The organism is Pseudoduganella violaceinigra DSM 15887 (assembly GCF_000425385.1).
Lineage (GTDB): Bacteria > Pseudomonadota > Gammaproteobacteria > Burkholderiales > Burkholderiaceae_D > Rugamonas > Rugamonas violaceinigra.
The window spans coordinates 159,628-182,947 of sequence record NZ_KE384356.1; the positions used below are offsets into that span (position 1 = coordinate 159,628).

Sequence of the window (23,320 nt, forward strand, 5' to 3'; positions counted from 1 at the left end):
TTTACAGTGTTTGCAAATGGACAACATGAAAAATCACGCGATCCTGTAAAAATCTCCGACATTAGTTGCGTAAGAGTACTGACAGCGGCTTGCGAATCGAACGCGCCGCCGGTGCCGGCCCCGCGCCGATGCGCGCCATAAACACAGGGAAACCGTCGTTTCCAGCCATCATTGCTGTGCGCGGCCGCAGGGCCTTGGCGGCGTCGACGATGGCGCGCACCCGGGTGAAATCCTCGCGCCCGGCGTCCAGGTAGCGCGCAAAAATCAGCGGCGTCATTTCCGGCTGCATGAAGAAACCGAGCCGGGTGGCGGTCAGCCAGAAGCGCTGCACGGCGCGCCCGCCGGCCACATAATCGTCGATGCTGCGCAGCGGCTGGTCCGCCAGCAGCACCACGTGGGCCGCGCAGGCCAGGCCGGGCAGCAAATCCATCTGCAGCCGCGCCGCCGACGTGCCGAGGATGGCATTCATGCGCGCCATGCGCTGCCAGCTCTGCATGGCCCAGTGCATCAGCTTGAGGGTGGCGTTGTCCACCCCCAGCGCCTGGTCCGGCACCTTGGTCTCGCTGAACTGCTTGCCCCAGTCGATGATGCGGGCATGCACCTCGTAGGCTTCCGGCATGGTCAGGCGCAGCTTGGCGTTGTGGAACATCAGGCGCGCCGCTTGCCAGCGCTCGCCGAAGGTCGACAGCCAGCGCAGCCGGTAGCCGGGCCCCACCGCCGCTTCCAGCTCGCGCCGCTGCGCGTCGCTCAAGGGCGTGGTGCGCATCGGGCGGCGCTGCACCGAGCGGCGCGGAATGGCGTCCAGCAAGGCACTGGGCACGATGGCCGGATCGGGGCTGAAGCGCACGTCGAAGGCGCAGCGGGTCCGGTCTTTCTCGTCAGCAAGTTGGCGCCGTGTGCAGTGCGTCGCCAGCCCATGGGCGGTGGCGGCGATGGCCATGGTTTCCAGCAGCGCGCCAAAGGCCAGCTGGCTGCTGTGGCCGTCGAGGTCGTAGACCGTGTCGGCGCTGGTGTCGTGGCCGTAGACCACCACGTGGTCCGGGCCGGCGATCTCGAATTCGTGCGATTGCACATTGTCGCCGCTGGGCGCCCAGCGCGCCAGGTCGAGGATGCTTTCCAGGGTTTGTCGGTTCATGCCGTCTCCAAGGCGCGCGCATAGACGCGGCGCCCGATTGCCAGCGCCAAGCTCTGCAGGGGGTTGCGGTGGCCGCCGGGGCGCCAGGTGCGCACCAGCTTGTCGCGGTAGGCGTCGTACTGGAAACCGCGCGGCGCGCACAGCAGTTCGCCGCGCCCCAGCAGGATCTTCAGCGCCTGGGTGGCGGCGATGCCGGCGCACAGCTGGCAGGCCATGATGGTCGAGGGGCCGCGCCGTTCCTTCAGGTTGACGGCCTGCGGCCACACCAGGTAGGGCCGGTGCAGGCCGGCCGGCGCCAGGCCGATCAGAAAGCGCAGCGCCTTGTCCAGCTCGGGCAGGTCGCCCCAGCCGAAATACTCTTCAAAGCTCATGCGGCCAGGCAGGAAATTCAGGCAGGCCGCGCCGATGCCCAGCGGCGCCACCGTGGTGGCCGGGATGGCGCGCGCCGTGCACTGGTTGAACAGCATCTGGCGCGTGGCGAAGACGAAGAAATCGAGGCCATCGACATACAGGTCGACGCCGGACAGGAAGGCCTCGAGATTGCCCTCGTTGACGCCTTCCTTGAAGAGGCGGATATCGAGCTCGGGATTGATATCGCGCGCCATGCGCGCCGCCACGTCCACCTTGGGCAGGCCGACGGTGGACATGAAGGCCGCGGCCTGGCGGTTGAAGTTGGGAATATCGTAGGTGTCGAAGTCGGCCACGTGGAAGGCGCCCACGCCCAGGCGCGCCAGGGTCAGCAGGTGGACGGCGCCCACCCCGCCCATGCCGGCAATGGCAATGCGCTTGCCGCGCAGCACTTGCTGCTCGTCCGGCGTGACCCAGCCGATATTGCGGCCAAAGGCCTGCTCGTAGGAAAAGACCGGCGCCATGGCAGTCATTGGATATTCTTCAAGCGTTGCAGGATGCCCTGTTCCTCGCGCGGGGAATAAAACATCGCGTAAAAGGAACGCTCGGCGGCCGCCGCGGCGGCGCCCTTGCCGCCCACGCGCTGCACTTCCCGCGTGACGAAGTCCAGGTCGACCACCAGCAGATAGGCGGGGGCATCGACGCGCGGGTTGGTGCGCAATTCGCCCAGGCGCTGGAAGCCCAGCATGGTTTCGTAGAAGCGGCGGTGGCGCGGGTTGATTTCGATAAAGATGTGTGTGCAGTTGTGCAAGTCCCGCGCATACATCACGGCCAGGTGGAAGAGCGAGGCCATCTGCTCCTTGGTGCCCTCGCTGTCGAAGGCCAGTTTGGTGATTTCGCACACGCGCGCACCCTTGGCGCGGTAGGCATCGACTTCCGGCTTGAAGATCTCGTCGGCCATGATGCCGATCTCGGAATCGATGCCCAGCGTGAGCGTGCCCACCACCTCGCCCTGGTTACTGGCCGACAATGTAATCCGGTTGGGGTCGTCGGACAGTTTGTGCGTGCCCGAATAACCGCGCCAGGAGTACATTTTGTTGATCAGCAGACTTGCTTTGCTGCGGCCTTCCAGGGTGTCTATCATGCGTATACCAAATGACTTCTCATCGGTAACCAAGTCCTCCATGTCAGCAGGCAGCTGGTCTTCGATTGTGGCGCGCGCATGTTTGTCGCTTGCGCGGGCCTGGGCCTCACGCTCGACAGGAGTGACTAAACTATTCATCGTTTCCTCCTCCGGCACCGTGACCTCCGTCGGTACCGATAGGCCTGGTTTGCGGCGCGGGGGCCAGGCTCATCCGTTCAATAATAGGTCATTCAAGTTGCCTCAGCAATGCGCGTGCGCTATCGTGCTCAGCAAACCGATTGCCATTTGCTAAGGCCGTCTGCAACTCTTTTTTGGCCAATAACTTTTCCCCGTTCTTGCTCAAGGCAAGAGCCAGGTGGTAGCGGATCTCCCCCGCCTGCGGCGCCAATCCGACCGCCTTGCGCAGTAGTGGAATACTGCGTTCGAGCTGGCCTTGCTCGGCCAGGATCCAGCCCAGGGTGTCGACCACGGCCGGATTGTCCTTGTCCAGCTGGAAGGCGCGCTCGGCCATCGTCAGCGCGCGCGGATCCTGCTGGTACTGGTAAGCCAGGGCCAGGTTGTTGAGCGCCGGCACCGCCTTGGGATATACCTTGAGCACCTCTTCCAGTTCGGCACTGGCTTTCTTGTAGTCCTTGTTGTTCAGGCTTACGCCCGCCGTGTACAGCAGCGCGACCGGGTCCTGCGGATGGGCCGCCTGCCATTGCGCCACGCGCGCATCGCCTTCGCGTCCGCGGCCTTGCTGGCGCATCAGCTCGGCGAGCTTGACCACCAGCTCGCCGGACTGGCCGCGCTGCCAGGCTTGCTCATAGGCCGCCAGCGCCTGCGCATTCTGCTTTTGCGCCAGCAGCACATCGCCTTCCAGCACCCAGGCCGTGGCGGCGCCGGGATTGAGTTTCTGCGCCTTGCGCAGCAGCGCCAGGCTGTCGGCCGCGCGCCCGGCATCGAGCTGCAGGGCGGCCAGCTGCAGCAGGGCGCCGGCGTTGTCCGGTTCCAGCGCCAACGCGCGCCGCACATCGTCCAGGGCGGCGCCCTTTTGCTTTAGCTGCAGGTGCACATTGGCCATGCGCAAATGCGGCAGGGCCGCCTTGGGCTGCACCGCCGCCAGCTTGGTCAGATTGTCCAGGGCGCCGGCGCCGTCGCCCGTTTCCAGCTGGGCCTTGGCCAGCATGTCGAGCAGCACGGCGTTGTCGCCATGTTCGACCTGCAACTTGCGCAGCAGGGCGACCGCCTTCGCCCCCTCGCCGCGCGCCAGCAGGAATTCGCCCAGGCGCAGCGCCGGCACCGGGTCGGACGGATGGCTGGCCACGGCTTGCTCGAGCAGGCTGCGCACCTGCTCGGGCTGGTTCAGGGCGGCCGCCACCTGGGCCAGGGCCATCTGGGCGTCCAGGTTGTTCGGCTCGCGCTCCAGCAGGCCCTGCAGCAGGGCCCGCGCGGCCGCCGGGTCCTTGTCCTGCATCGCCATTTCCGCCAGGGCCGACACCGCCGCGTAGGAGGCCGGCGCGGCAGCCACCGCCTCGGTGAACGCTTGCTTGGCGGCGGCACGCTGCTTCTGTGCCAGCAGCACGCGGCCGCGCAGGATCAGGTAATCGGCTTCCTTGCCGTGGGCGGCGGCCGCCTTGTCCAGCACTTTCAGGGCCGGGCCCGGTTTGCCGATGGCCAGCAGGGTGCGCCCCAGCGTCATGGTGGCCGGCAGGTTGGCGCTGTCGAGCGCCACCGCCCGCTCCAGCTCGGCCAGTCCGCGCGCCTGCTGGCCTTGCGCCAGCAAGGCCGTGCCCAGCGAGCTGCGGAACAGGGCGTTGTCCGGTTGCTGGGCCACCGCCTGTTCCAGCAGGGCCACCGCTTCCGGCCACTCCTTCAGGCGGATATGGGCCTGGCCGGCGATTTCCAGCACGGCCACATCCGCGCCGGGCACGCCCAGCAAAGGGTGCAGGGTTTCCAGGCAGGCGGCGGGCTGGTCCAGGCGCAGCAGGGACAGGCCGAGCAGCTTGCGCGCGGTGGCGTTGTCCGGGTAGCTGGCCAGGTATTTGCGCAAGTCCTGCTCGGCGCGTTTGTAATTGCCCAATTCGAGATTGCTCATGCCGGAGATGAGGACGCTCGGCATGTGGTCCGGCGCATCCTTGAGCACGGCCTGCACCTGGTCGCGCGCCACACTGAACTGGCGCTGGGCGAAGCTCATGGCCGCCTCGGTATAGGCCACCAGCAGGGGCTGGGCGCCCGCCTTGCGCGCCGCCGCCATGCTGGCGCGCGCCTGCTGGAAATTGCCGGTGGCAATTTCCAGCACGGCTTTTTCCAGATGGGCACTGCGGTGGCCCGGCTGCAGGCGCACCACTTCCGTATAGGCCTTGAGCGCTTCCTGGGGACGGTTGAGGCCGCGCATCAGCTCCCCCTTGAAGCTGAGCGAGGCAATATTGCCCGGTTCGCTGGCCAGGGCGGCGTCGGCCAGACGCTCGGCCTGCGCCGTATCGCCGCTGCTGGCGGCATGGCGCGCCAGGCCGGTCAGGGCGTCGGCATTCTTCGGCTGCAACGCCAGCGCCGCGTCGAACATGGTGCGCGCCTCGGGCAGCTTCTTCAGGCCCAGCAGGGCGAGGCCGCGCCGCGCCCGCAGCGCCGCGCTGGCGTCGAGCACCTTGGTATCGTCCAGGACTTGCTTGAAGGCGCCGCGCGCCAGCAGAATGTCGGCCAGCAGCACCAGCGCTTCCTCCTGCGGGTGGTGCAGGGCCAGCGCGCGCCGCGCTTCCTTTTCCGCCGTATCGAATTCTTCCAGCTCGAAGCAGACGCGCGCCAGCAGGAAGCGCGCTGCGGCATTGTCGGGCGCCTGCTGCAGCGCATTGCGCAGCTGGATCTGCGCCGCCTTGCGCTCGCCGTGCTGGTACTGGCTGTGCGCCTCGGCCAGCAGCTGCTCGGCGCTCTGCTGCTGGCAGCCGGCCAAGCTTCCCGCCAGCAGGCTGGCGGAGAAGGCCACGGCTGCCGCCATGGCCAGAGATGGTACGCGGGTCGCCATGTTCGTCTACTGTAAAAATTGCTAACAGATAGATGGTGGCACGGTCCCGCTTGCCTTGCAATACTTACAAGATGATTGTTGTAAATTTATTGGTGTAACTTCATCATTGCAACTGTTTGAGCAGGGCGCGCGCCTCGTCCGACGGCGTGAAGCCGGTATCGGCCAGGGCGATATCCATTTCCTTGCGCGCCTGCGCCTTGTCGCCCTTCTTGTGCAGGCTGGCCGCGTAGTGGTAGTGGATGTCGCCCGCCTTCGGCGCCAGTTCGGCGGCCTTGCGCAGGATCGGGATGGCGCGCTCGAGCTGGTTCTGCTCGACCAGGATCCAGCCCAGGGTATCCATGATGACCGCGTTCTCGCCCGCCAGCTGGTAGGCTTTTTCCGCCGTGGCCAGGGCGCGCTTGTCCTTTTCCTGCTGGTAGCTCCAGGCCAGGTTGTTGAGCGCGACCACATTGTCGGGCTGCTTGGACAGCACGTTTTCCAGCTGGCCGATGGCGGTCTTGAATTGCTTGGAAGCGATATTCTGCTCCGCCACATACATCAGGCCCAGCGGTTCATCGGGATGCGCCTTGCGCCAGGTCGCCACCTGGGCATCGGCTTCGGCGCTGCGGTTGGTGGCGCGCAGCACGGCCGCCAGCTTGATCAGCAATTCCGGCCGCGAGGTCATGCTGAACGCTTGCTGGTAAGGCGCGGCCGCCAGGGCCGGCTTGCCGAGCTTCACTTGCAGGTCGCCTTCCAGCAGGAAGCCGGCGAAATGCTTGGGCTGGCTCTTTTGCAGGTTGCGCGCAATGGCCAGGGCATCGTCCGGCTTGTTTTGCAGCAGGGCCAGGTCGGCCTGCATCAGGTGGGTCGGCACATAGTTGGGATCCAGGCTGAGCGCCTTCTTGGCGCTGGCCACGGCACCCGGCAAGTCCTGGCGCTGCACCTGCACGCTGGCCAGGTAGAGCTGGGCCTGGGCCGACTTCGGCACCGCCCCAGCCAGCTTGCTATAGGTTTCATAGGCGCCCGGCAGGTCGTTGCTCATCTGCTGGGCGCGGCCCATCAGTTCCAGCACCGACGGTTCGGCCGGATGGCTGACCAGCACCTTGCGCAGCTGCTCGACCGCCTTGGGCGCCTGCCGTGTCTGCAGATAGTAGGCCCCCAGGCGGCTGGCCGGCGCCAGGGCGTCGGCATCGACGGCGGCGGCTTTTTCCAGCCATTTGGCGGCTTCGTCACGCTTTTTCTCGCGCTCGGCCAGCATGGCCAGCGCCGTCATGGCCTGGACATTGTCCTTGTCCTTGTCCAGCAGCTTCATCAGGTGGGCCCGCGCCGCCTCCGGCTTTTGCTCCATCAGTTCCAGCTGCGCCAGGTTGGCGACGGCGCCGTAATTGCCCGGCGCCAGTTCCACCGCCTTGGTGAAGGCGGCGCGCGCGCCGGCCTTGTCCTTCTTGGCCAGCAGCACATGGGCTTTCAGCACGTGCAGTTCGGGCTCCTTGCCATGCTTGGCATCCTGTTTGGCCAGCACGGCCAGGGCCTCGTCGAATTCGCCCATGCCGAGCCGGGTGCGCGCCAGCGCCATGGCGGCCGGCATCGAGTCGGGCTCGATGTCCAGCGCCTTGTTCAGCATGGCGAGGCCCTTGTCGCGCTCGCCCAGCGCCAGGCGTGCGCCGCCCAGCGCGATATAGCTCGGGGCGCGCTGGGGATTGAGTGCGATGGCCTGCTCCAGCAGGGCGGCGGCCTTGGCCGGGTCGCGCTGCAGCATATTGGCCTGGGCCGCCAGCTCCAACAGGCTGCCGTCGCTGACCTTGCCTTTCAGGGTGGGTTCCAGCACTTTCAGGGCATCGGCCGGGCTGTTTACGCGCAGCAGGGTGGCCGCCAGCAGCTTGCGCGCATACACATTGCCGCCGTCGGCCTCGAGGTAGGTGCGCAGCTTGGCTTCGCCCTGCTTCAGCGTGCCCAGGTGGAAATCGACCGACGCCGAGAGCAGCATGCTGGGCAGGTGGTTGGGCGCGCTCTTGGCGACCGCCTGCAGGCTGTCGCGCGCCGCCTTGTAGTTGCCGCGCGAATAGTCGATCAGGGCCTGGGTGTACAGGGTCGGCAGGCTGCGCGGCGAGGATTTCTTGGCCGCGTCGACGGCGGCCTGGGCCGCGTCGAGCTTGCCGGCCACGATGTCGAGGTAGGCTTTTTCCAGGTTGGCGCTGCTGTTCGTCGGGTCCAGCTTGAGCACTTCGGCAAAGGCGGCGCGCGCTTCGTCCGGCTTTTGCTGGGCGCGCAGCAACTCGCCCTTGAAATTGAGCGCATTGATATTGCCGGCGTCCTTGGACAGCGCTTGTTCGGCCAGGTCGCGCGCCCCTTCCAGGTCATTGCCCATGGCGGCCAGGCGCGCCATGCCGGTCAGCGCTTCGGCGCTGTCGGGCTGGGCGCTCAGGGCGCCCTGGAATTCCTTCTTGGCGTCGTCCAGCTTGCGCAGGCCGATCAGGGCCTCGCCGCGCAGGGCCATCAGGGCCGGGGTCTGCTCGAACTTGGCGGTATCGTCCAGCATCTTCTGGAAGTCGCCCAGGCGCAGCAGGGCTTCCGCCAGCAGCGGTTCGCTTTCCTTCAGCTGGTATTTCAGTTCCACCGCGCGGCGCGCTTCCTTTTCCGCCGACACCGGATCGTTCATCTGCAGCGACAGCTTGGCCAGCTGGTAGCGCGCCTCGCCGTTATTCGGATCCTTGGCCAGCGCATTCTTCAGCTGGATCTGGGCGCCCTTGCGGTCGCCCTTCTGCTGCAATTGCTTGGCGTCGGCCAGCAGGCTTTCCGGCGTGTCGGATTTGCAGCCGGCGAGCAGCGCGCTGGACAGGGCCAAGGCCAGGAACAGGGGTGAGATGCGTTTTGCCATGGAGGGTTCGTGGTCGCGTGAGTGAAGGTTGAGTGGCATGGTGGCATAGCATGGCGCGATCCGGCAAGTGGCCGGGTCCGCGCTACAACATTCGCTGCTTCATGCCGCGGCGCCGCGCTGGCGCGCCAGCTGCCAGCCGCCGTAGCGGTCGTAGGCCACCTGGGTCGCCATGCGGCGCAGGCTTTGCCAGGGACGCCCGGCCAGCAGCACATTGCGCTGCGCCGCCGGCTGGCCGGCCAGGGCCTGGGCCGCGGCGGCCATGCCGGCCGGTTCGAAGCGCGCGCGCTCGGCGTCCAGCCAGGCGCACAGGCGCGCCAGACGCTCCTGGTTGACGGCATGGCGCCGCACCTGGCCGCCGCTGTCGCTGCGCTGCACGTATTCGAAAGGATGGGTCAGCAGCACCACCAGCGGCACGCCGGCCGCGTGGGCCTGCTCGAGCAGGGTGCGGGTTTCCTCGAAGCTGGTGCCGGCGATGGTCAGCGTCTTCAGGTGGCGCCGCCCGCCCAGGCGCCAGTCCTGGAAGGTCAGCACCGGGCATTCCAGCACGCCGGCGCGCGCATGCACGCCGCTATACAACTGGAAGTCGCGGTCGCCGGAATCGAAGATGGCCAGGCCGACGCAGGAGCTGTACGGGATGGCGCAGCGCGCCAGTGCCCGGTAGAGCGCCGCGTCGTGCTGCAGGCTGCCGCTGCGGAACACCGTCGGCGGCGCCACGCCCCAGTTGCCGAACGCTTCCTGGCCGCGTGCGATCAGGCGCACCGAGTCGTCTTCCGCGCGGCCGAAGAAATCGTCCTGGCGCGGCTCGGCGCGCACCCGCTGCGGCCAGTCGGGGTAGCCGAACACCGACCAGCAGGGATGGGCGTGCAATTGCACCTCGTGGCCGTCGGCGGCGATGCGCTGGGCGATAGCCGCCATCGGATCGCGCGTGAAATATTGGCGCTGCAAGGCTTCCACGAAGAACGTTGCCGGCACCTGGTGGCGCTGGAACTGTTCAAGCAGGAAGCCCAGCCCTTCCGAGCGCCCGCCCACCTCGCACCACACCATGGGCTCGCCCACCGGCAGCCGGCTGGCATCGGCAAACGCGCCGCCGATGGAAAATTCCGTGTCGATGGTGATGCAGACGCGGGTGCGCATGTCAGGCTTTGTGGTGGCGGAACCACTGTTCCAGCATCATCAGCACCCAGACCATGGTGCCGTGGTAGCCGGCGTGCTCTTTCAAGTGGGTGCCGACCAGCTGTTCGATGAATTCGCCGCGCACCACCTTGCGCGACTTGAGGTCGCTCAGGCTGTCGGCCGCCAGCTGCTGCAGGGAACGGTGCTGCTGCAGCCAGACGCCGAACGGCAGGCCGAAGCCGTGCTTCTGCTTGCTGATGATGGCGTCCGGCAGGAAGCCGCGCAGGGCTTCCTTGAAGAACCAGCGCAGCTGGGTGCCGTTCAGCTTCTGCTGCGGCGTCAGGCCGGCCGAGAAGGCCACCATCCGGTCGTTCAGGAAGGGGAAAGCCGCCTCCACGCCGGCCAGCTCGCAAGCCTTCATCACCTTCGGCAAATCGTTGTCGGCCAGGGTGATCTGCAGGTCCAGCGCCAGCATGCGGTTGATCAGGGAGCGGGCCTCGCTGCGGCCGTAATTGCGCTCGAGCGTGGCGATCGGGTTGCCGATGTCGGCCGCCGCCAGGAAGTCGTCGGTGAACACTTGCTGCGGGCCGTAGCGCCCCAGCAGGTTATAGGTTTCCAGGCGCGCCGGCATGCCCACCGAGGCTTGCTCGATATAGCTGCGCGCCTTGCGCAGCAGGCGCACCCGCTCGCCGCCCGGGAAGTTGAACACGGCCGGCTCCAGCAGGGCCTTGCGCACCAGGCGCGGCACCCGCTCGTACAGCTCGAACACATGCTGTTTGGCATAGCGCTCGTTGCCGCCGAACAGCTCGTCGCCGCCGTCGCCGCCGAACATGCGTTCGATGCCGTCGGCCTTGGCCATGCGCGCGCAGTAGAAGGCCGGCACCGCCGAGGCATTGCCGAAGGGCTGGTCGAACACGGCCGCCACCTGCGGGATGGCGTTCGCCACATCGTCCGGCGTCACATAGTATTCATGGTGTTTGGTGCCGAAATGGCGCGAGGCGATGCGCGCATACTCCATCTCGTCGTAGCCTTGGGCTTCGAAACCGATCGAATAGGTGTCGGCCGCCACGCCGCCGACCTGGGTCAGCATGCCGGCGATGGTCGAACTGTCGGTGCCGCCGGACAGGAAGGCGCCCACCTTGCGCCCGCCCGCCCGCCGCTTCCTGCACGCTGTGGCGCAGCACGGACAGGAAGTCTTCCTTCAGCTCGCCGAACGAGCGCTTGCCCTCTTCCTCGAAATGCATGCGCCAGTAGCTGCGCTCTTCGACGCGGCCCTGGCGGTAATGCAGGAAGTGGCCGGGCAGCAGGCGCTGCTGGCCCTGGTACACGGTGCCGGGCGACGGCACCATATGGAAGTACACATAGTTGTACAAGCCCTGGTGGTCCAGCACGCCGGGCGTGAGCGGGTGGCGCAGCAGCGCATCGGCCGAGCTGGCGAACACCAGCGTTTCGCCGGCCAACTGCCAGGTCAGCGGCTGCACCCCCATGCGGTCGGTGGCCAGCAAGGCTTCGCCGCTGCGTTCATCGAGGATGGCCAGGGTGAAGCAGCCGTGGATCTGGTGGCAGGTGCGCTGCGGGCCTTGCGCCCAGAGGGCGGCCACGGTGGCGGCCACGCCCTGGGCGGCAGCCTGGGCCGCCAGCGCCGGGTCGTCCAGGCGCGGCTGCCCCCACAGCGCCACCAGCAGGCCGTCGCGCTGGTAGACCTCGGCGCCGCCGGCCTGGGCCGCCACCGCCACGCCGCTGCGCTGGCCGGAGCGGGCCTGCACCTGGCCCTGGTCGAAGCGGGACAGCGGCGCCGCCATCTGCTCCAGCAGTTCCGGCGCACCGGCAAACCCAATCCATCCACAGATCCCGCTCATACGCTTACCTTTCCGCTTACACGAGAACTTCGGCCGCGGCCGGGTGGCTGAGGAACGCCGCCGGACTGGCCGTGGCGCCATACGCGCCCGATTGCAATACCACCACCAGGTCGCCCGGCTGCGCCTGTCCCAGTTCCATCTGGTCGGCCAGCAGGTCGAGCGGGGTGCACAGGGGACCGACCACGGAGGCCAGCTCGCGCGGCCCGCCGGCCACCCGGGTGCCGACCACGACCGGATAATTCTTGCGGATCACCTGGCCGAAATTGCCGGAGGCCGACAGGTGGTGGTGCAAGCCGCCGTCCGTCACCAGGTAGACCTGGCCGCGCGACTCCTTGCGGTCGACCACGCGGCAGACATAGGCGCCAGCCTCGCCCACCAGGTAGCGGCCCAGTTCGATCACCACCTGGGCGCCCTGCAGGCGCGGCCGCACGTCCTCCAGGATGCGGGCCAGGTTCTGGCCCACGGCCGCCAGGTCGAGCCGCTCTTCGCCGGGGAAGTAGGGGATGCCGAAGCCGCCGCCGATATTCAGGATGCGCGGCGCGCGCGGCGCCGCCTCGGCCAGGCGCAGGGCCAGGGCGAAGGTTTTTTCATGGGCGTCCTGCAGCGCGGCCGCCTTCAGGTTCTGCGAACCGCTGAAGATATGGAAGCCGTGGAAGTCCAGGCCCAATTCGCCGATGCGCGCCAGCATGGCCGGCACCCGTTCGGCATCCACGCCGAACTGCTTGGGACCGCCGCCCATCTTCATGCCCGAGGATTTCAGTTCGAAGTCCGGGTTCACCCGCACATTCACTTTCGGCACGATGCCCAGGCGCTGGCCGATGCGGGCGGCGCGTTCCAGCTCGCCCTCCGATTCCAGGTTCAGCACGATGCCGGCGGCAATCGCGCAGGACAGCTCGGCCTCGCCCTTGCCCGGCCCGGCGAAGCTGATATTGTCCGGCGCCATCACGGTATCCAGGGCCACGCGCAGCTCGCCGCCGGAAGCGACATCGAGGCCGTCGACCAGGGTGGCCATATGCTGCACCACGGCCGGCATCGGGTTGGCCTTCATGGCGTAGTGCAGGTGCACGTCCTGCGGCAGGGCGGCGCGCAGCTCGGCCACGCGCTGCGTCATGGCGGCGCGCGAATAGGCGTAGAACGGGGTCTGGCCGACCCGGGCCGCCAGGCGCGGCAGCGGAATGCCGCCGATCAGCAGGCAGTCATCCTGCACGGCGAACTGCAGCAGCGGGGCGTGCTGCGGGCGTGGGCGCGCGGCATCCATGCTCATGCGCCCTCCGCGAAGATCTCGGCGTACTGGGTCGACAGCAGCTTGCGGTCGATCTTGCCGTTCGGGTTGCGCGGCAGCGGCGTGGCCGACACCAGCACTTTTTGCGGCAGCATATAGGCCGGCAGGTGCGGCTTGATGGCCGCCAGCAGCTCGGCATCGCTGAAGCTCTCGCCGTCGCGCGGGTAGGCCAGCAGCACGATGGCCTGGCCCAGGGACGGATGCTTGACGCCCAGCGCCGCCGCCTCGCCCACCTTGTCGCGCGCGTACACCACTTCCTCCACCTCGGTCGGGCTGACCCGGTAGCCGGACGTCTTGATCATTTCATCGTTGCGGCTGATGAAGTAAAGGAAGCCTTCCTCGTCGCGCCGCACGATATCGCCCGACCAGACGGCCATCTCCACCAGCGGCAGGCCGTACTGCGGCGAGGCATAGGGCTTGAAGCGTTCGGCGGTCTTGGCCTGGTCGTTCCAGTAGCCCAGCGACACCAGGGCGCCGCGGTGCACCAGCTCGCCCGGCTCGTTGGGCGCGCATTCGCTGCCGTCGGGGCGCAGCACCATCACTTCCGCGTTCGGGATCGCCTTGCCCATCGAATCGGGGCGGCGTTCCAGCTCGGACGGCGGCAGGTAGGTGGAGCGGAAGGCCTCGGTCAGGCCGTACATCAGGAAGGGCTGGGCGTTCGGTAGCGCCGCGCGCAGGGCGTCCAGCGTGGCGCGCTGCATGGCGCCGCCGGAATTGGTCAGGTAGCGCAGGGTGCAGTCGGCCGGCCAGGCCAGCGGCGCCAGCTGAATCCACAGCGGCGGCACGGCGGCCAGGCCGGTGATTTTTTCCGCCAGCACGGCCTTCAGCACATCGCTGGCGAACAGGTGGTTGATCAGGACGGCGGTGGCGCCGACGCGGAAGGCCGTGGTCAGCTGCGACAGGCCGTAGTCGAAGGACAGCGGCAGCACGGCCAGCAGGCGGTCGGCCGCCGTGTTGTCCAGGTAGGTCGAGACGCTGACGGCGCCCGCCACCATATTGCGGTGCGACAGGACCACGCCTTTCGGGCGGCCCGTGCTGCCCGAGGTGTACAGGATGGCCGCCATATCGGTATCGATGCAGCGGTGCGCACCGGCCGGCGGCGCGTCCTGCATGGCGGCCGCCCAGGGCAGCACGTGCAGGTGCGGGAAGCTGGGCAGCGCGTCCGCCTTGCCGGTCACGATCACCGTCTGCAAGTCGGGGCAGGAGGGCAGGGTCGCGGCCAGCAGGCGCAGGCGGTCCGCCGAGGTCACTAGCACCCGCACATTGCAGTCGGCCAGGATGTAGCCGACCTGCTCCGGCTTGAGCAAGGGATTGACCGGCACGAAGACGCCGCCGGCGGCCGCCGCACCGAACATGGCGGCCACGTTCTCGATATTTTTTTCCAGGTAAACTGCTACCCGTTCGCTGCGTTGCAGTCCGCGCGCCAGCAAGCCATGGGCGGCACCTTGCACCGCGGCGGCCAGACTGGCATAGTCCAGGCGCCGCTCGCCGTAAACCAGGGCTTCGGCTTGCGGCGTGCGTTGTGCCGAGGCAAAGATAAATTGATGGATCAGGTCGCTCATGGTGCTCAGTCGATACGCAATAGCATTAATTATATTGCAAAACTTTCAAAAAAATTGACGCACATTCCAGCCGCCGCGAAACGGATACAGATTTGCTGCATTTATTCACACACGAGCAACACACTTGCATTTAATATATGGATCTCTGTGCCAAATCGATCGCGTTGTGAAAAATACTGCTAGCCCTGTTTTGCCGGCCACGCCGGCGGTTGCCCTGGTCGTTGGCCTCTGCAGTCATGGATTGTCCATCGTCCGCGCCCTGCATGACGCGGGCGTGGAAGTGTACGCCCTGGAGAAGGATGGCGGGCTGCCGGGCGTGCGCAGCAAGGCGATCCGCCACACCTTCCTGTGCAGCGCGGCCGAACTGGCCGACCTGGTGCCGACCCTGGCCGCCCTGCGCGCGCGCCTGCCGCAGGACCGCCCGGTGGTGCTGTTCCCCTCCAACGACACCCATGTGCGCCTGATGGGCGAAGGGGTCGCGCAGCTGCGCCCGTATTATCGGCTCAGCTGGGCCGACTGTGCAGACCATGTGCTGCGCTTGCAGCGCAAGAACGAACTGGAACAGGCGGCCCGCAGCCAGGGCCTGAATTATCCGCGCTCGGCCACCCTGGATGCCGTGGCCGGCGCGGCGGCGGCCGTGGACGGGTTCCGCTACCCGGTGATCCTGAAACCGGCGCGCCCGCTGTCGTCGTTCAAGACGGCGCTGGCGCACAGTCCGGCCGAATTGCGCGGCCTGCTGCTGCAATACCAGGCCGACCTGCCCATCCTGGCCCAGGAATACATCGACGGCGGCGACCAGAGCCTGTATTTCGGCGCCCTCGTGCTCGACCACGGCAAGGTGGTGCAGGAAATGGTGGGGCGCAAGATCGCCTCCTTCCCGCCCGCGCGCGGCCAGACCACGGTGGCGGAAACGGTGGACGAACCGGCCGTGCTGGCCCTGACGCGCCAGTTCTTCGCCGGGCTGGCCCTGTCCGGCCCCGTGTCGCTGGAACTCAAGCGGGCGCCGGACGGCAGCTTCTGGGTCATCGAGCCGACCGTCGGCCGCACCGACTTCTGGCTGGAACTGTGCGTGGCGGCCGGCTTCAACCAGGTCTACCAGGAATTCCAGCTGGCCCTGGGCCTCACGCCGCAGCCGACCGCCCTGCGCGGCCCGGTCGCCTGGTTCGACGGCGAGCGCGACATCCTGTCCTACTGGAAGGCAGCCTTCGCCGCCCGCAGCCTGCGCCCCTATGGCGGCAAGCGGGCCGCCTTCACCTATTGGCGCCCGGGCGACCAGGGGCCCTTCCTGCGGGCGTGCCGCATGGGCCTGGCCATCCACCTGCGCCGCCGCCTGTCCCGCCTGAGCGGGCGCCAGGGCCAGGACTTGCGCGTGCAGGAGTTTTCCATGGACGCGGCGCTGCCGGCCGAACTGAGCGCCTGGCTGCGCCAGCACCAGCCCGATCCGCTGTTCTGCTCGCCGGAATGGTATGAGGCCCTGGTGCGCTTCGAGCGCTCGGCCTATCCGGAAAACGCCGACCGCATCTACAGCTGGCTGTTTGTCTGGCGCGGCGCGGAGCCCTGCCTGGCGGTGCCGATCGAGCGCCGCCCCGGCCTGCTGCGCAGCCTCGATGTACGCCTGCTGAGCAATTTCTATTCGCCCTTCGTCGACCTGTTTGCCGATGCCCAGCAACTGTCGCAAACGGAAGCGTGGAAGGTCATGCTGCAGGCGCTGGACCAGCTCGACAAGAGCTGGCTCCGGCTGAGCGCCGCCCCGGTCTGCCCGCTGCAGGCCGAAGTGGCCAGCGCCGGCGCCCGCCAGTGCGGCCACGCGGTGCAGCAGGTGCAGTTCTCCACCAATTACTCGTCCCACGCCTACGACCAGGAAGGCTACTGGGCCAAGCGCCCTTCGCAGCTGCGCAACACCATCAAGCGCAAGGGCAAGGCGCTGACGCGCGAAGCGCACCGCTTCGAAGTGGTGACCGCGCCGAGCCCGCAGCAGGTGGAAGACTACTGGTCGACCTACCAGCTCAGCTGGAAGGTGCGCGAACCGTCGCGCTGCTTCATCGACTGGCTGATGCGCTGGAGCGCCGAGCTCGGCTATCTGCGCCTGGGCCTGCTGTACCTGGATGGCCGGGTGGTGGCCAGCCAACTGTGGCTGGTGGTCGGCGGGGTGGCCCATATTTTCAAGCTGGCCCAGGACCGCGACGCCGACAAGTTTTCGCCCGGCAGCCTGCTGACCGGCCACCTGGTCGACTATGTCTACCAGCACGACAAGGTCGAGTGCATCGATTTCATGCTGGGCGACGATCCCTACAAGGCGCTCTGGATGGAACAGGAGCAGCCTTACTACACGCTGGAGGTGCTGAACCAGCGCCACCTGCTGGCGCCCGTGCTGCGCCTCTACCTGGCGGCACGGGGCTGGCTGCGCCCCAGCCGTGGCGAAGCGGCCGACGGAATCGTGGCCACCGTTCCATAATCGATAACAGTGATGCATAATATGCAATCCAGCCCGCCGGCGAGCGTGCTGGACCGGTTAAATCCGGACCATGTACCATGTCACTTTTATCGCTGCCACGGAGTTATGCATGTATTTGGAAGAAGTCAAAGCCATCCTGACCGATGTCCTCGCCCTCGGTCCCGCCGGCCGCAACCTGGATGAGCACTCGGCCCTGCTGGGCAGCCTGCCGGAACTCGATTCGATGGCCGTGGTGCAGCTGATCGGCGCCCTGGAAGAGCAGTACGGCTTCAGCATCGACGACGACGAAATCGATGCCGCCACCTTTGCCACCCTGGGCAGCCTGGCCGCGTTCGTGAAGCACAAGCTGACGGCATGATGCCAGCGCCGGCGCAGCCGCTGTTCATCGGCCAGGGCGGCGCGGCCCGCTTCGGGCTGTACCATGCGCCGGCCGGCCCCTGCCGCGGCGCCTGGCTCTACCTGCATCCCTGGGCCGAGGAAATGAACAAGGCGCGCCGCATGGCCGCCCTGCAGGCGCGCGCCCTGGCCGCCGCAGGTTGGGCCGTGCTGCAGCTCGATCTGCACGGCTGCGGCGACAGCGCCGGCGATTTCGGCGACGCCGGCTGGGACAGCTGGCGCGCCGATGTGGCGCGCGGCCTGGACTGGCTGCACAACACCGTCGGCAGCCAGCTGCCGCAGGCGCCCGGCCTGTGGGGCCTGCGCCTGGGCGCCCTGCTCGCCCTCGATTACGCGGCGCAGCCGGCAGGGCGCGCCCCGGCCCGGCTGCTGCTGTGGCAACCGGTGCTGCAAGGCGCCACCCACCTGACCCAATTCCTGCGCCTGCGCGTGGCCGCCCAGATGCTGGGCGAAGGCGGCGGCGAGAGCGGCACCGCCGACCTGCGCGCCACGCTGGCCGGCGGCACGCCGCTGGAAATCGCCGGCTACACCCTGGCGCCGGCCATGGCCGCCGCCCTCGACCAGCTGGACGCCGCGCGCCTGGCGCCGCCCTGCCCGGTGCACTGGCTGGAAGTGGTGGCCGCCGACGGCCGCCCCCTGCCGCCGGCCGCCCAGCGCCTGCTGCAAGCCTGGCAGGCGGCCGGCGCCGATTGCCGCGTGCAAACGGTGGCCGGGCCGCAATTCTGGGCCACCCAGGAAATCGCCGAAGCGCCGGCCCTGCTGGAAGCCACCCGCACCGTCCTGCTGGAGGCTTGCCATGCTTGAGGAGCGCGCCCTGCTCTTCGGCTGCGAGGGCGAAAGCCTGGTCGGCATCCTCAGCCCCGGCGCCGCCGCGGCCCGGCGCGGCGTCCTGATCATTGTCGGCGGGCCGCAATACCGCGCCGGCAGCCACCGCCAGTTCGCCCTGCTGGCGCGCCACCTGGCAGCGCAGGGCATTCCGGCCCTGCGCTTCGACTACCGTGGCCTGGGCGACAGCAGCGGCCCGGCGCGCACCTTCGCCGCGGTGGACGCCGACCTGCGCTGCGCCATCGACGCCTTCCAGGCCGCCGTGCCGGGCTTGCAGGACGTGGTGCTGTGGGGCCTGTGCGACGCCGCCGCCGCCGCCCTGTTCTACGGCCCGCACGATCCGCGCGTGGCCGGCCTGGTGCTGCTCAACCCCTGGGCCCGCAGCGCCGCCGGTCTGGCGCGCAGCACGCTGCGCCATTACTACTGGGCGCGCCTGCGCGACCCGGCCCTGTGGCGCAAGCTGGCCAGCGGCAAGTTCGCCCTGGGCGCCGCGCTGCGTTCCCTGCTCGGCCTGCTGGGCGCGGCACGCCGGGCGCCCGCGGCCGCCCCCGCCGCCAGCGCGGCGCCGGCCCTGCCGCGCGACGGCAGCGCCCCGCCCCTGACGCCCGACCTGCATGCGCGCCTGCTGGACGGCATGCAGCGCTACCGCGGCAAGGTCCTGTTCATCTTCAGCAGCGCCGACCTGACGGCGCAGGAGTTCCTTGATATGTGCAAAGCTTCGCCCAGCTGGCAGCGCCTGCTGGCCGGCCCGGCCATCCAGCAACGCACACTGGAGGGCGCCGACCACACGTTCTCGCGCCGCGTCTGGCGCGACCAGGTCGCCGACTGGACCGCCGCATGGGTGGCCGCATGCTGAAGCGCGTGCTGATGGTGGCCTTCCACTTCCCGCCCCTGCGCGGCAGCAGCGGCATCCAGCGCGCGCTGAAATTCGCCCAGTACCTGCCGGCGCTGGGCTGGCAGCCGCTGGTGCTGTCGGCCCATCCGCGCGCCTATGCCAACCAGGGCCCGGACCAGCTGGCGGAAATCCCGCCGGAAGCCGTGGTCAAGCGCGCCTTCGCCCTCGATACCGCGCGCCACCTGTCCTGGCGCGGCCGCTACTTCGGCTTCACCGCCTGGCCCGACCGCTTTGCCGGCTGGGTGCTCGGCGCCGTGCCGGCCGGCCTGGCGCTGGTGCGCCAATACCGCCCGCAAGTGCTGTGGACCACCTACCCGATCGCCAGCGCCACCCTGATCGGCCTGCTGCTCCACAAGCTGACCCGCCTGCCGTGGGTGGTCGACTTGCGCGACCCGATGACCGACGTCAACTACCCGCCCGACCCGCGCCTGCGTTCCATCTGGCGCTGGATCGAGCGCAAGGCGGTGGAAAACGCCGCCCTGGTGGTGTGCAATACGCCGAGCGCCGTGGTGACCTACACCACGCGCTATCCGGCGCTGCCGCGCAGCCGCTTTGCCATGCTGGAAAACGGCTACGACGAGGAAAACTTCCGCAGCGCGGCCCAGGCCCCGGCCAAGGCGCGCGCCGCCGGCCAGCCGTTCACCCTGATCCACAGCGGCATCGTCTACCCCTCCGAGCGCGACCCGCGCCCGCTGGTGCGCGCACTGGCCGAGCTGAAGGCTGCCGGCGCCATCGACGCCGGCCAGCTGCACATCGTGCTGCGCGCCACCAACCACGACGATTACCTGCGCGGCCTGCTGGCCGAGCACGGGGTCAGCGAGCTGGTCAGCCTGGCGCCGCACGTGCCCTACCAGGCGGCGCTGGCGGAAATGCTGGCGGCCGACGGCCTGCTGCTGCTGCAGGCCACCAACTGCAACCACCAGATCCCGGCCAAGCTGTATGAATACCTGCGCGCCGGGCGGCCGATCCTGGCCCTGACCGACGCCGCCGGCGACACCGCCGCCACCCTGCGCGCAGCCGGGGTCGACACCATCGCCCCGCTGGACGACAGCGAAGGCATCAAGCACGGCCTGCTGCACTTCCTGCAACTGGCGCGTGAAGGCCGGGCGCCCCTGCCGGCGCCGGCCGCCGTCGCCGCCGCCTCGCGCCAGGCGCGCACGGTCGAACTGGCACGCATGCTCGACAGCGTGCTGCCCCCATCGCAGGCCTTGCAGGCCTCAGCCCGTTCCACGGAGGAAGCATGAAATACCGTCTTTTGGCCCTGGCCGCCATCCTGTGCGCGGCCGCCGGCTCCGCCAGCGCGCGCCATGTGTGCGGCGAACTGACCGGCCGCGAATACGATTACCGCACCGGCCCGGAATACATGCTCAACCTGGTGAACGACCGCCATTTCACGGAAGACGTCGAACAGGGCATCCGCGGCGCCTCGGGCGCGCTGGCGCCCGACATCGAGTACACCCTGCGCGTCTTCCCCAACCACAAGCGCGCCCTGGCCACGGCGCTGCGCATGGCGGCCCGCTACCCCAGCGGCGTCATGCCGGAAGCCAAGCTGCCGATCGAATGCTATTTCGAACGCGCCGTGCGCGTGTTCCCGGACGACAGCGTCACCTGGCTGATGTACGCCCGCTTCCAGTACATGAAGGGGCACGAAGCGCAGGCGACCACGATGCTGACCAAGGCGCTCGAATTGTCGCCGGATGACCCGACCATCAATTACAACCTGGGCCTGGCGTACGCCAAGCAAAAGAAGTATGAGCAGGCGCTGCCGTATGCCCAGAAAGCCTACTCCCTGCAGTTTCCCCTGCCGGGCCTGAAGCAGATGCTGGTCAAGGCCGGCAAGTGGGTGGAGCCGCCGCCACCGCCGCCGGCGGACGAAAAGGCCGAGGCGCCGGTCGCAGCGGCTGCGGCAGCATCGGCGGCGTCGGCCCCGCCGGCCGAACAGGCTGCCGCCACCCCGGTCGCCTCCACGCCCCCCGTCAAGCCATGATGCGGCTCGTGGCGCGGCGCGGCGCGGCGCTGGCCGCCCTGGCCCTGCTGCTGGCCGCCGCCAGCGTCTATCCGGCGCCCAAGCTGCCCATGGCCCTGATGCTGAGCGGCTACCTGGCGCTGTTGTTCTGGCGCCCCGAAGCCTGGCTGGTCGCCGTGCCGGCCCTGCTGCCGGTGCTCGACTTCGCGCCCTGGACCGGCTGGTTCTACCTGGAAGAGCTGGACTTGCTGCTGCTGGCCACCTGCGCCGCCGGCTACTGGAACCTGGGCGACGCACGGGCGCCGACCAGATTGCCGGGCGCGGCGCGCTTCGCGCTGGCCCTCTTCGTGCTGTGCTACCTGGTCGCCGCCTGGCGCGGGGTGACGCCGCTGGCGCCGCTCGACGCCAATTCCTTCGCCAACTACACCAGCCCCTACAACGGCCTGCGCGTGCTGAAAGGCGTGCTGTGGCCGGTGCTCCTGCTGCCGCTGCTGCGCGCCACCGCCGGCGAGAACGCCAGCAACCTGCAGCGCCTGCTGGTGCCCGGCATGATTCTGGGCCTAGTGGCCTGCAGCCTGGCCGTGGCCTGGGAGCGCATGGCCTTCCCCGGCCTCCTGAACTTCTCCAGCGACTACCGCCCCACCGCGCCGTTTTCCGCCATGCACACCGGCGGTGCGGCCCTGGACGCCTACCTGGCCATGGCCTTCCCCTTCGTCACCCTGTGGCTGGTCAACCATCCGCCGCCACGCCGCCTGATGCTGGGCCTGGTGGCCCTGGGCCTGGGCCTGTTCGCCGGCCTGACCACTTTCTCGCGCGATATTTACCTGGCATATGCCGCCGCCGGCGCCATCATCGCGGTGCTCGGCTCCAGCCACCATCTACGCAGCGGCACCCTGTCCGGCCGCAGCATGGCCGCCTCGCTGCTCCTGCTGGTGCTGACCTACTGGGTGCTGGGACAAGTCTTCGCCCACGGCGGCTACCGCGGCCTGGGCGCCGCGCTCGGCCTGCTGGCCACGGCCCTACTGCTGGGCGGCGCCGCGCCGCGCCTGCCCAAGCCTGCCATCGCCGCCACGGCGGCGGCCGGCTTGCTGCTGCTGGTGGGACTGATCGGCCTGCTCGATGCCCCCGGCGCCAGCGCCAAAGGCACTTATGTGGCGTACGGGCTGGCCCTGCTGTGCGCCGGCGGCGGCACCGCCCTGCTGGCGCTCGGGCCTTCCCAGCAACGGCCCTGGGGCGTGCTGCTGCTGGCGGCTGCCCTGCCGGCGCAAGCGCTGGCGGCGGCCCTGGTGGCGCGCCATTACGGCGGCAACGACGCCCTGCCCGGCATCGGACTGGCGGTCCTGCTCGCGCTGGCGATGGGCGCCAGCCGCCTGCTGCCGCAGCCGCCGTGGAAGCTGGACCGCGGCACCCTGACCGTGAGCTTCTTCAGCGCCATCGTCTGCGCCGCCCTGATCCCGATTTCCAGCAGCTACTACACGGGCAGCCGCTTCGCCACCGTCGGCAACGACCTGGGCGTGCGCCTGACGCACTGGAGCGAAGCCGTGCACATGATGGACGACAATGCCATGACCACGGTCTTCGGCCAGGGCCTGGGGCGCTTCCCGAGTTCCTATATGTGGCAGAACACGCACGGCGAAGTGCCGGGCACCTTCAGCTACGCCGACGAACCGGGCAACCGCTACCTGTGGCTGGGCGCGGCCCAGTATGCGCGCGGCTGGGGCGAAGTGCTGCGCATGCTGCAGCACGTCGATATCCAGCCGGGCCAGCACTACACGCTCAAACTCGACATCCGCCGCAAGAGCGCCGATGCCTGGCCGGTGGCGATGGTTTGCCAGCGCTGGCTGATCTATCCGGAAGACTGCAGCGTGGCGAAATTCCGCCCCCAGCCGCTGGCCGATGGCTGGCAGACCCTGGAAGCCGAGATGCCGGTGCGTACCACGCGCAATCGCTGGGGCGCCCCGCTGATCCTGGAGCTGTACAACCAGTCGCACAAGGCGCCGCTGGAAATCGACAATGTCAGCCTGGTGGAAGCCGGCACCGGCCATGAGCTGATCCAGAATGGCGGCTTCACCGACGCCAATAACTTCTGGTTCTTCAGCAGCGACCGCAACCACATGCCCTGGCACGTGAAGAATTTCGCGGTCAACCAGCTGTTCGAGCTGGGCTGGGTGGGCGTGCTGGCCACCGCCTTCCTGCTGCTGGCAGTGGGCGCGGGCATGGTGTCGCGCGGCCTGGCCGGCGACAGCTATGCCACCGTGTCCCTGGCGGCGCTGACCGGCTGCATGATGGTCGGCCTGTTCGATTCGATCACCGACGTGCCGCGCCTGTCCATCCTGTTCCTCCTGATCGCGCTGGCGGGCAGCCTGAAGGCGGCGCGCAAACGCATCAAGGTGAGGCGCCAGCCGGTGCGTGCCGACCATGATCCCGACACACTCGCAGCACAACCGTGATGGCCACGCGCTTGGCGGCGTGACCTGGAGCA

At 68.6% G+C, this 23,320-nt stretch carries 16 protein-coding genes and 1 pseudogene; 7 read left to right on the forward strand and 10 right to left on the reverse strand.

All coding sequences use genetic code 11. The annotated features are described in order from the left end of the window. Window positions 1–61: 61 nt before the first annotated feature. The 10 genes and pseudogenes from H597_RS0117310 to H597_RS0117350 all read right to left on the reverse strand — a co-directional run bounded on the left by H597_RS0117310 (window position 62) and on the right by H597_RS0117350 (window position 14,301). Complete coding sequence (locus H597_RS0117310) at window positions 62–1,135, reverse strand: nitroreductase family protein (protein WP_028103237.1); 1,074 nt, start codon at window positions 1,133–1,135, stop codon at window positions 62–64. Next, window positions 1,132–2,007, reverse strand: a complete 876-nt coding sequence (locus tag H597_RS0117315) for a ThiF family adenylyltransferase (protein WP_028103238.1) — start codon at window positions 2,005–2,007, stop codon at window positions 1,132–1,134. The genes H597_RS0117310 and H597_RS0117315 overlap by 4 nt, the downstream gene beginning before the upstream one ends. Before the next feature lie 5 nt (window positions 2,008–2,012). After that, window positions 2,013–2,765: an N-acyl amino acid synthase FeeM domain-containing protein gene (locus tag H597_RS31370; RefSeq protein ID WP_229632199.1), complete on the reverse strand. Its 753-nt coding sequence runs from the start codon at window positions 2,763–2,765 to the stop codon at window positions 2,013–2,015. Between the two features lie 88 nt (window positions 2,766–2,853). After that, window positions 2,854–5,628 carry an XrtA/PEP-CTERM system TPR-repeat protein PrsT gene (prsT, locus tag H597_RS0117325; protein ID WP_083941156.1) on the reverse strand — a complete coding sequence of 925 codons (2,775 nt, stop codon included), beginning with the start codon at window positions 5,626–5,628 and terminating at the stop codon, window positions 2,854–2,856. A gap of 103 nt (window positions 5,629–5,731) precedes the next feature. Continuing rightward, entirely contained in the window at window positions 5,732–8,485 is a 2,754-nt protein-coding gene (gene prsT, locus H597_RS0117330; protein ID WP_035374570.1) for an XrtA/PEP-CTERM system TPR-repeat protein PrsT, read from the reverse strand. Window positions 8,486–8,584: 99 nt separating this feature from the next. Continuing rightward, on the reverse strand, window positions 8,585–9,619 hold the full coding sequence (locus tag H597_RS31375) for a polysaccharide deacetylase family protein (RefSeq protein ID WP_051293880.1): 1,035 nt from the start codon (window positions 9,617–9,619) through the stop codon (window positions 8,585–8,587). A 1-nt stretch (window position 9,620) separates the two neighbouring features. Continuing rightward, window positions 9,621–10,736, reverse strand: a complete 1,116-nt coding sequence (locus H597_RS35945; RefSeq protein ID WP_229632200.1) for an asparagine synthetase B family protein — start codon at window positions 10,734–10,736, stop codon at window positions 9,621–9,623. A gap of 169 nt (window positions 10,737–10,905) precedes the next feature. Continuing rightward, a pseudogene (locus H597_RS35950) lies at window positions 10,906–11,538 on the reverse strand (hypothetical protein); the annotation flags it as partial. After that, a complete protein-coding gene (locus tag H597_RS0117345; protein WP_028103241.1) occupies window positions 11,474–12,721 on the reverse strand; it encodes a pyridoxal-dependent decarboxylase, exosortase A system-associated in 1,248 nt (415 codons plus the stop codon). The pseudogene H597_RS35950 and the gene H597_RS0117345, both read right to left, overlap by 65 nt. Next, window positions 12,718–14,301, reverse strand: a complete 1,584-nt coding sequence (locus tag H597_RS0117350) for an acyl-CoA ligase (AMP-forming), exosortase A system-associated (RefSeq protein WP_028103242.1) — start codon at window positions 14,299–14,301, stop codon at window positions 12,718–12,720. Before H597_RS0117350 ends, H597_RS0117345 begins: the two co-directional genes overlap by 4 nt. Before the next feature lie 241 nt (window positions 14,302–14,542). Between H597_RS0117350 and H597_RS33395 the strand changes: the two genes are divergently transcribed. The 7 genes from H597_RS33395 (at window position 14,543) to H597_RS0117390 (ending at window position 23,288) form a co-directional block, all read left to right on the forward strand. Further along, on the forward strand, window positions 14,543–16,756 hold the full coding sequence (locus tag H597_RS33395) for a GNAT family N-acetyltransferase (protein WP_051293881.1): 2,214 nt from the start codon (window positions 14,543–14,545) through the stop codon (window positions 16,754–16,756). Window positions 16,757–16,865: 109 nt separating this feature from the next. Continuing rightward, window positions 16,866–17,114, forward strand: a complete 249-nt coding sequence (locus tag H597_RS0117365; protein WP_028103243.1) for an acyl carrier protein — start codon at window positions 16,866–16,868, stop codon at window positions 17,112–17,114. Then, the gene (locus tag H597_RS0117370; protein ID WP_051293882.1) at window positions 17,111–17,956 is read left to right on the forward strand and encodes a hydrolase 2, exosortase A system-associated; all 846 of its coding nucleotides are present in this window, start codon (window positions 17,111–17,113) and stop codon (window positions 17,954–17,956) included. Before H597_RS0117365 ends, H597_RS0117370 begins: the two co-directional genes overlap by 4 nt. Then, entirely contained in the window at window positions 17,949–18,833 is an 885-nt protein-coding gene (locus H597_RS0117375) for a hydrolase 1, exosortase A system-associated (RefSeq protein ID WP_028103245.1), read from the forward strand. The genes H597_RS0117370 and H597_RS0117375 overlap by 8 nt, the downstream gene beginning before the upstream one ends. Next, complete coding sequence (locus H597_RS31395) at window positions 18,815–20,116, forward strand: glycosyltransferase (RefSeq protein ID WP_229632201.1); 1,302 nt, start codon at window positions 18,815–18,817, stop codon at window positions 20,114–20,116. Before H597_RS0117375 ends, H597_RS31395 begins: the two co-directional genes overlap by 19 nt. Beyond that, on the forward strand, window positions 20,113–20,859 hold the full coding sequence (locus H597_RS31400) for a tetratricopeptide repeat protein (protein ID WP_083941158.1): 747 nt from the start codon (window positions 20,113–20,115) through the stop codon (window positions 20,857–20,859). Before H597_RS31395 ends, H597_RS31400 begins: the two co-directional genes overlap by 4 nt. Continuing rightward, entirely contained in the window at window positions 20,856–23,288 is a 2,433-nt protein-coding gene (locus tag H597_RS0117390; RefSeq protein ID WP_035374573.1) for a hypothetical protein, read from the forward strand. The genes H597_RS31400 and H597_RS0117390 overlap by 4 nt, the downstream gene beginning before the upstream one ends. Window positions 23,289–23,320 lie beyond the last annotated feature (32 nt).

Coding starts and splice junctions, on each gene's coding strand:
- H597_RS31400 (WP_083941158.1), top strand. CDS start 20,113: ATGAAATACCGTCTTTTGGCCCTGGCCGCCATCCTGTGCGCGGCCGCC.
- H597_RS0117375 (WP_028103245.1), top strand. CDS start 17,949: ATGCTTGAGGAGCGCGCCCTGCTCTTCGGCTGCGAGGGCGAAAGCCTG.
- H597_RS31375 (WP_051293880.1), bottom strand. CDS start 9,619: ATGCGCACCCGCGTCTGCATCACCATCGACACGGAATTTTCCATCGGC.
- H597_RS0117310 (WP_028103237.1), bottom strand. CDS start 1,135: ATGAACCGACAAACCCTGGAAAGCATCCTCGACCTGGCGCGCTGGGCG.
- prsT (WP_083941156.1), bottom strand. CDS start 5,628: ATGGCGACCCGCGTACCATCTCTGGCCATGGCGGCAGCCGTGGCCTTC.
- H597_RS0117345 (WP_028103241.1), bottom strand. CDS start 12,721: ATGAGCATGGATGCCGCGCGCCCACGCCCGCAGCACGCCCCGCTGCTG.
- H597_RS0117350 (WP_028103242.1), bottom strand. CDS start 14,301: ATGAGCGACCTGATCCATCAATTTATCTTTGCCTCGGCACAACGCACG.
- H597_RS0117390 (WP_035374573.1), top strand. CDS start 20,856: ATGATGCGGCTCGTGGCGCGGCGCGGCGCGGCGCTGGCCGCCCTGGCC.
- H597_RS0117365 (WP_028103243.1), top strand. CDS start 16,866: ATGTATTTGGAAGAAGTCAAAGCCATCCTGACCGATGTCCTCGCCCTC.
- prsT (WP_035374570.1), bottom strand. CDS start 8,485: ATGGCAAAACGCATCTCACCCCTGTTCCTGGCCTTGGCCCTGTCCAGC.
- H597_RS31370 (WP_229632199.1), bottom strand. CDS start 2,765: ATGAATAGTTTAGTCACTCCTGTCGAGCGTGAGGCCCAGGCCCGCGCA.
- H597_RS31395 (WP_229632201.1), top strand. CDS start 18,815: ATGGGTGGCCGCATGCTGAAGCGCGTGCTGATGGTGGCCTTCCACTTC.
- H597_RS0117370 (WP_051293882.1), top strand. CDS start 17,111: ATGATGCCAGCGCCGGCGCAGCCGCTGTTCATCGGCCAGGGCGGCGCG.
- H597_RS0117315 (WP_028103238.1), bottom strand. CDS start 2,007: ATGGCGCCGGTCTTTTCCTACGAGCAGGCCTTTGGCCGCAATATCGGC.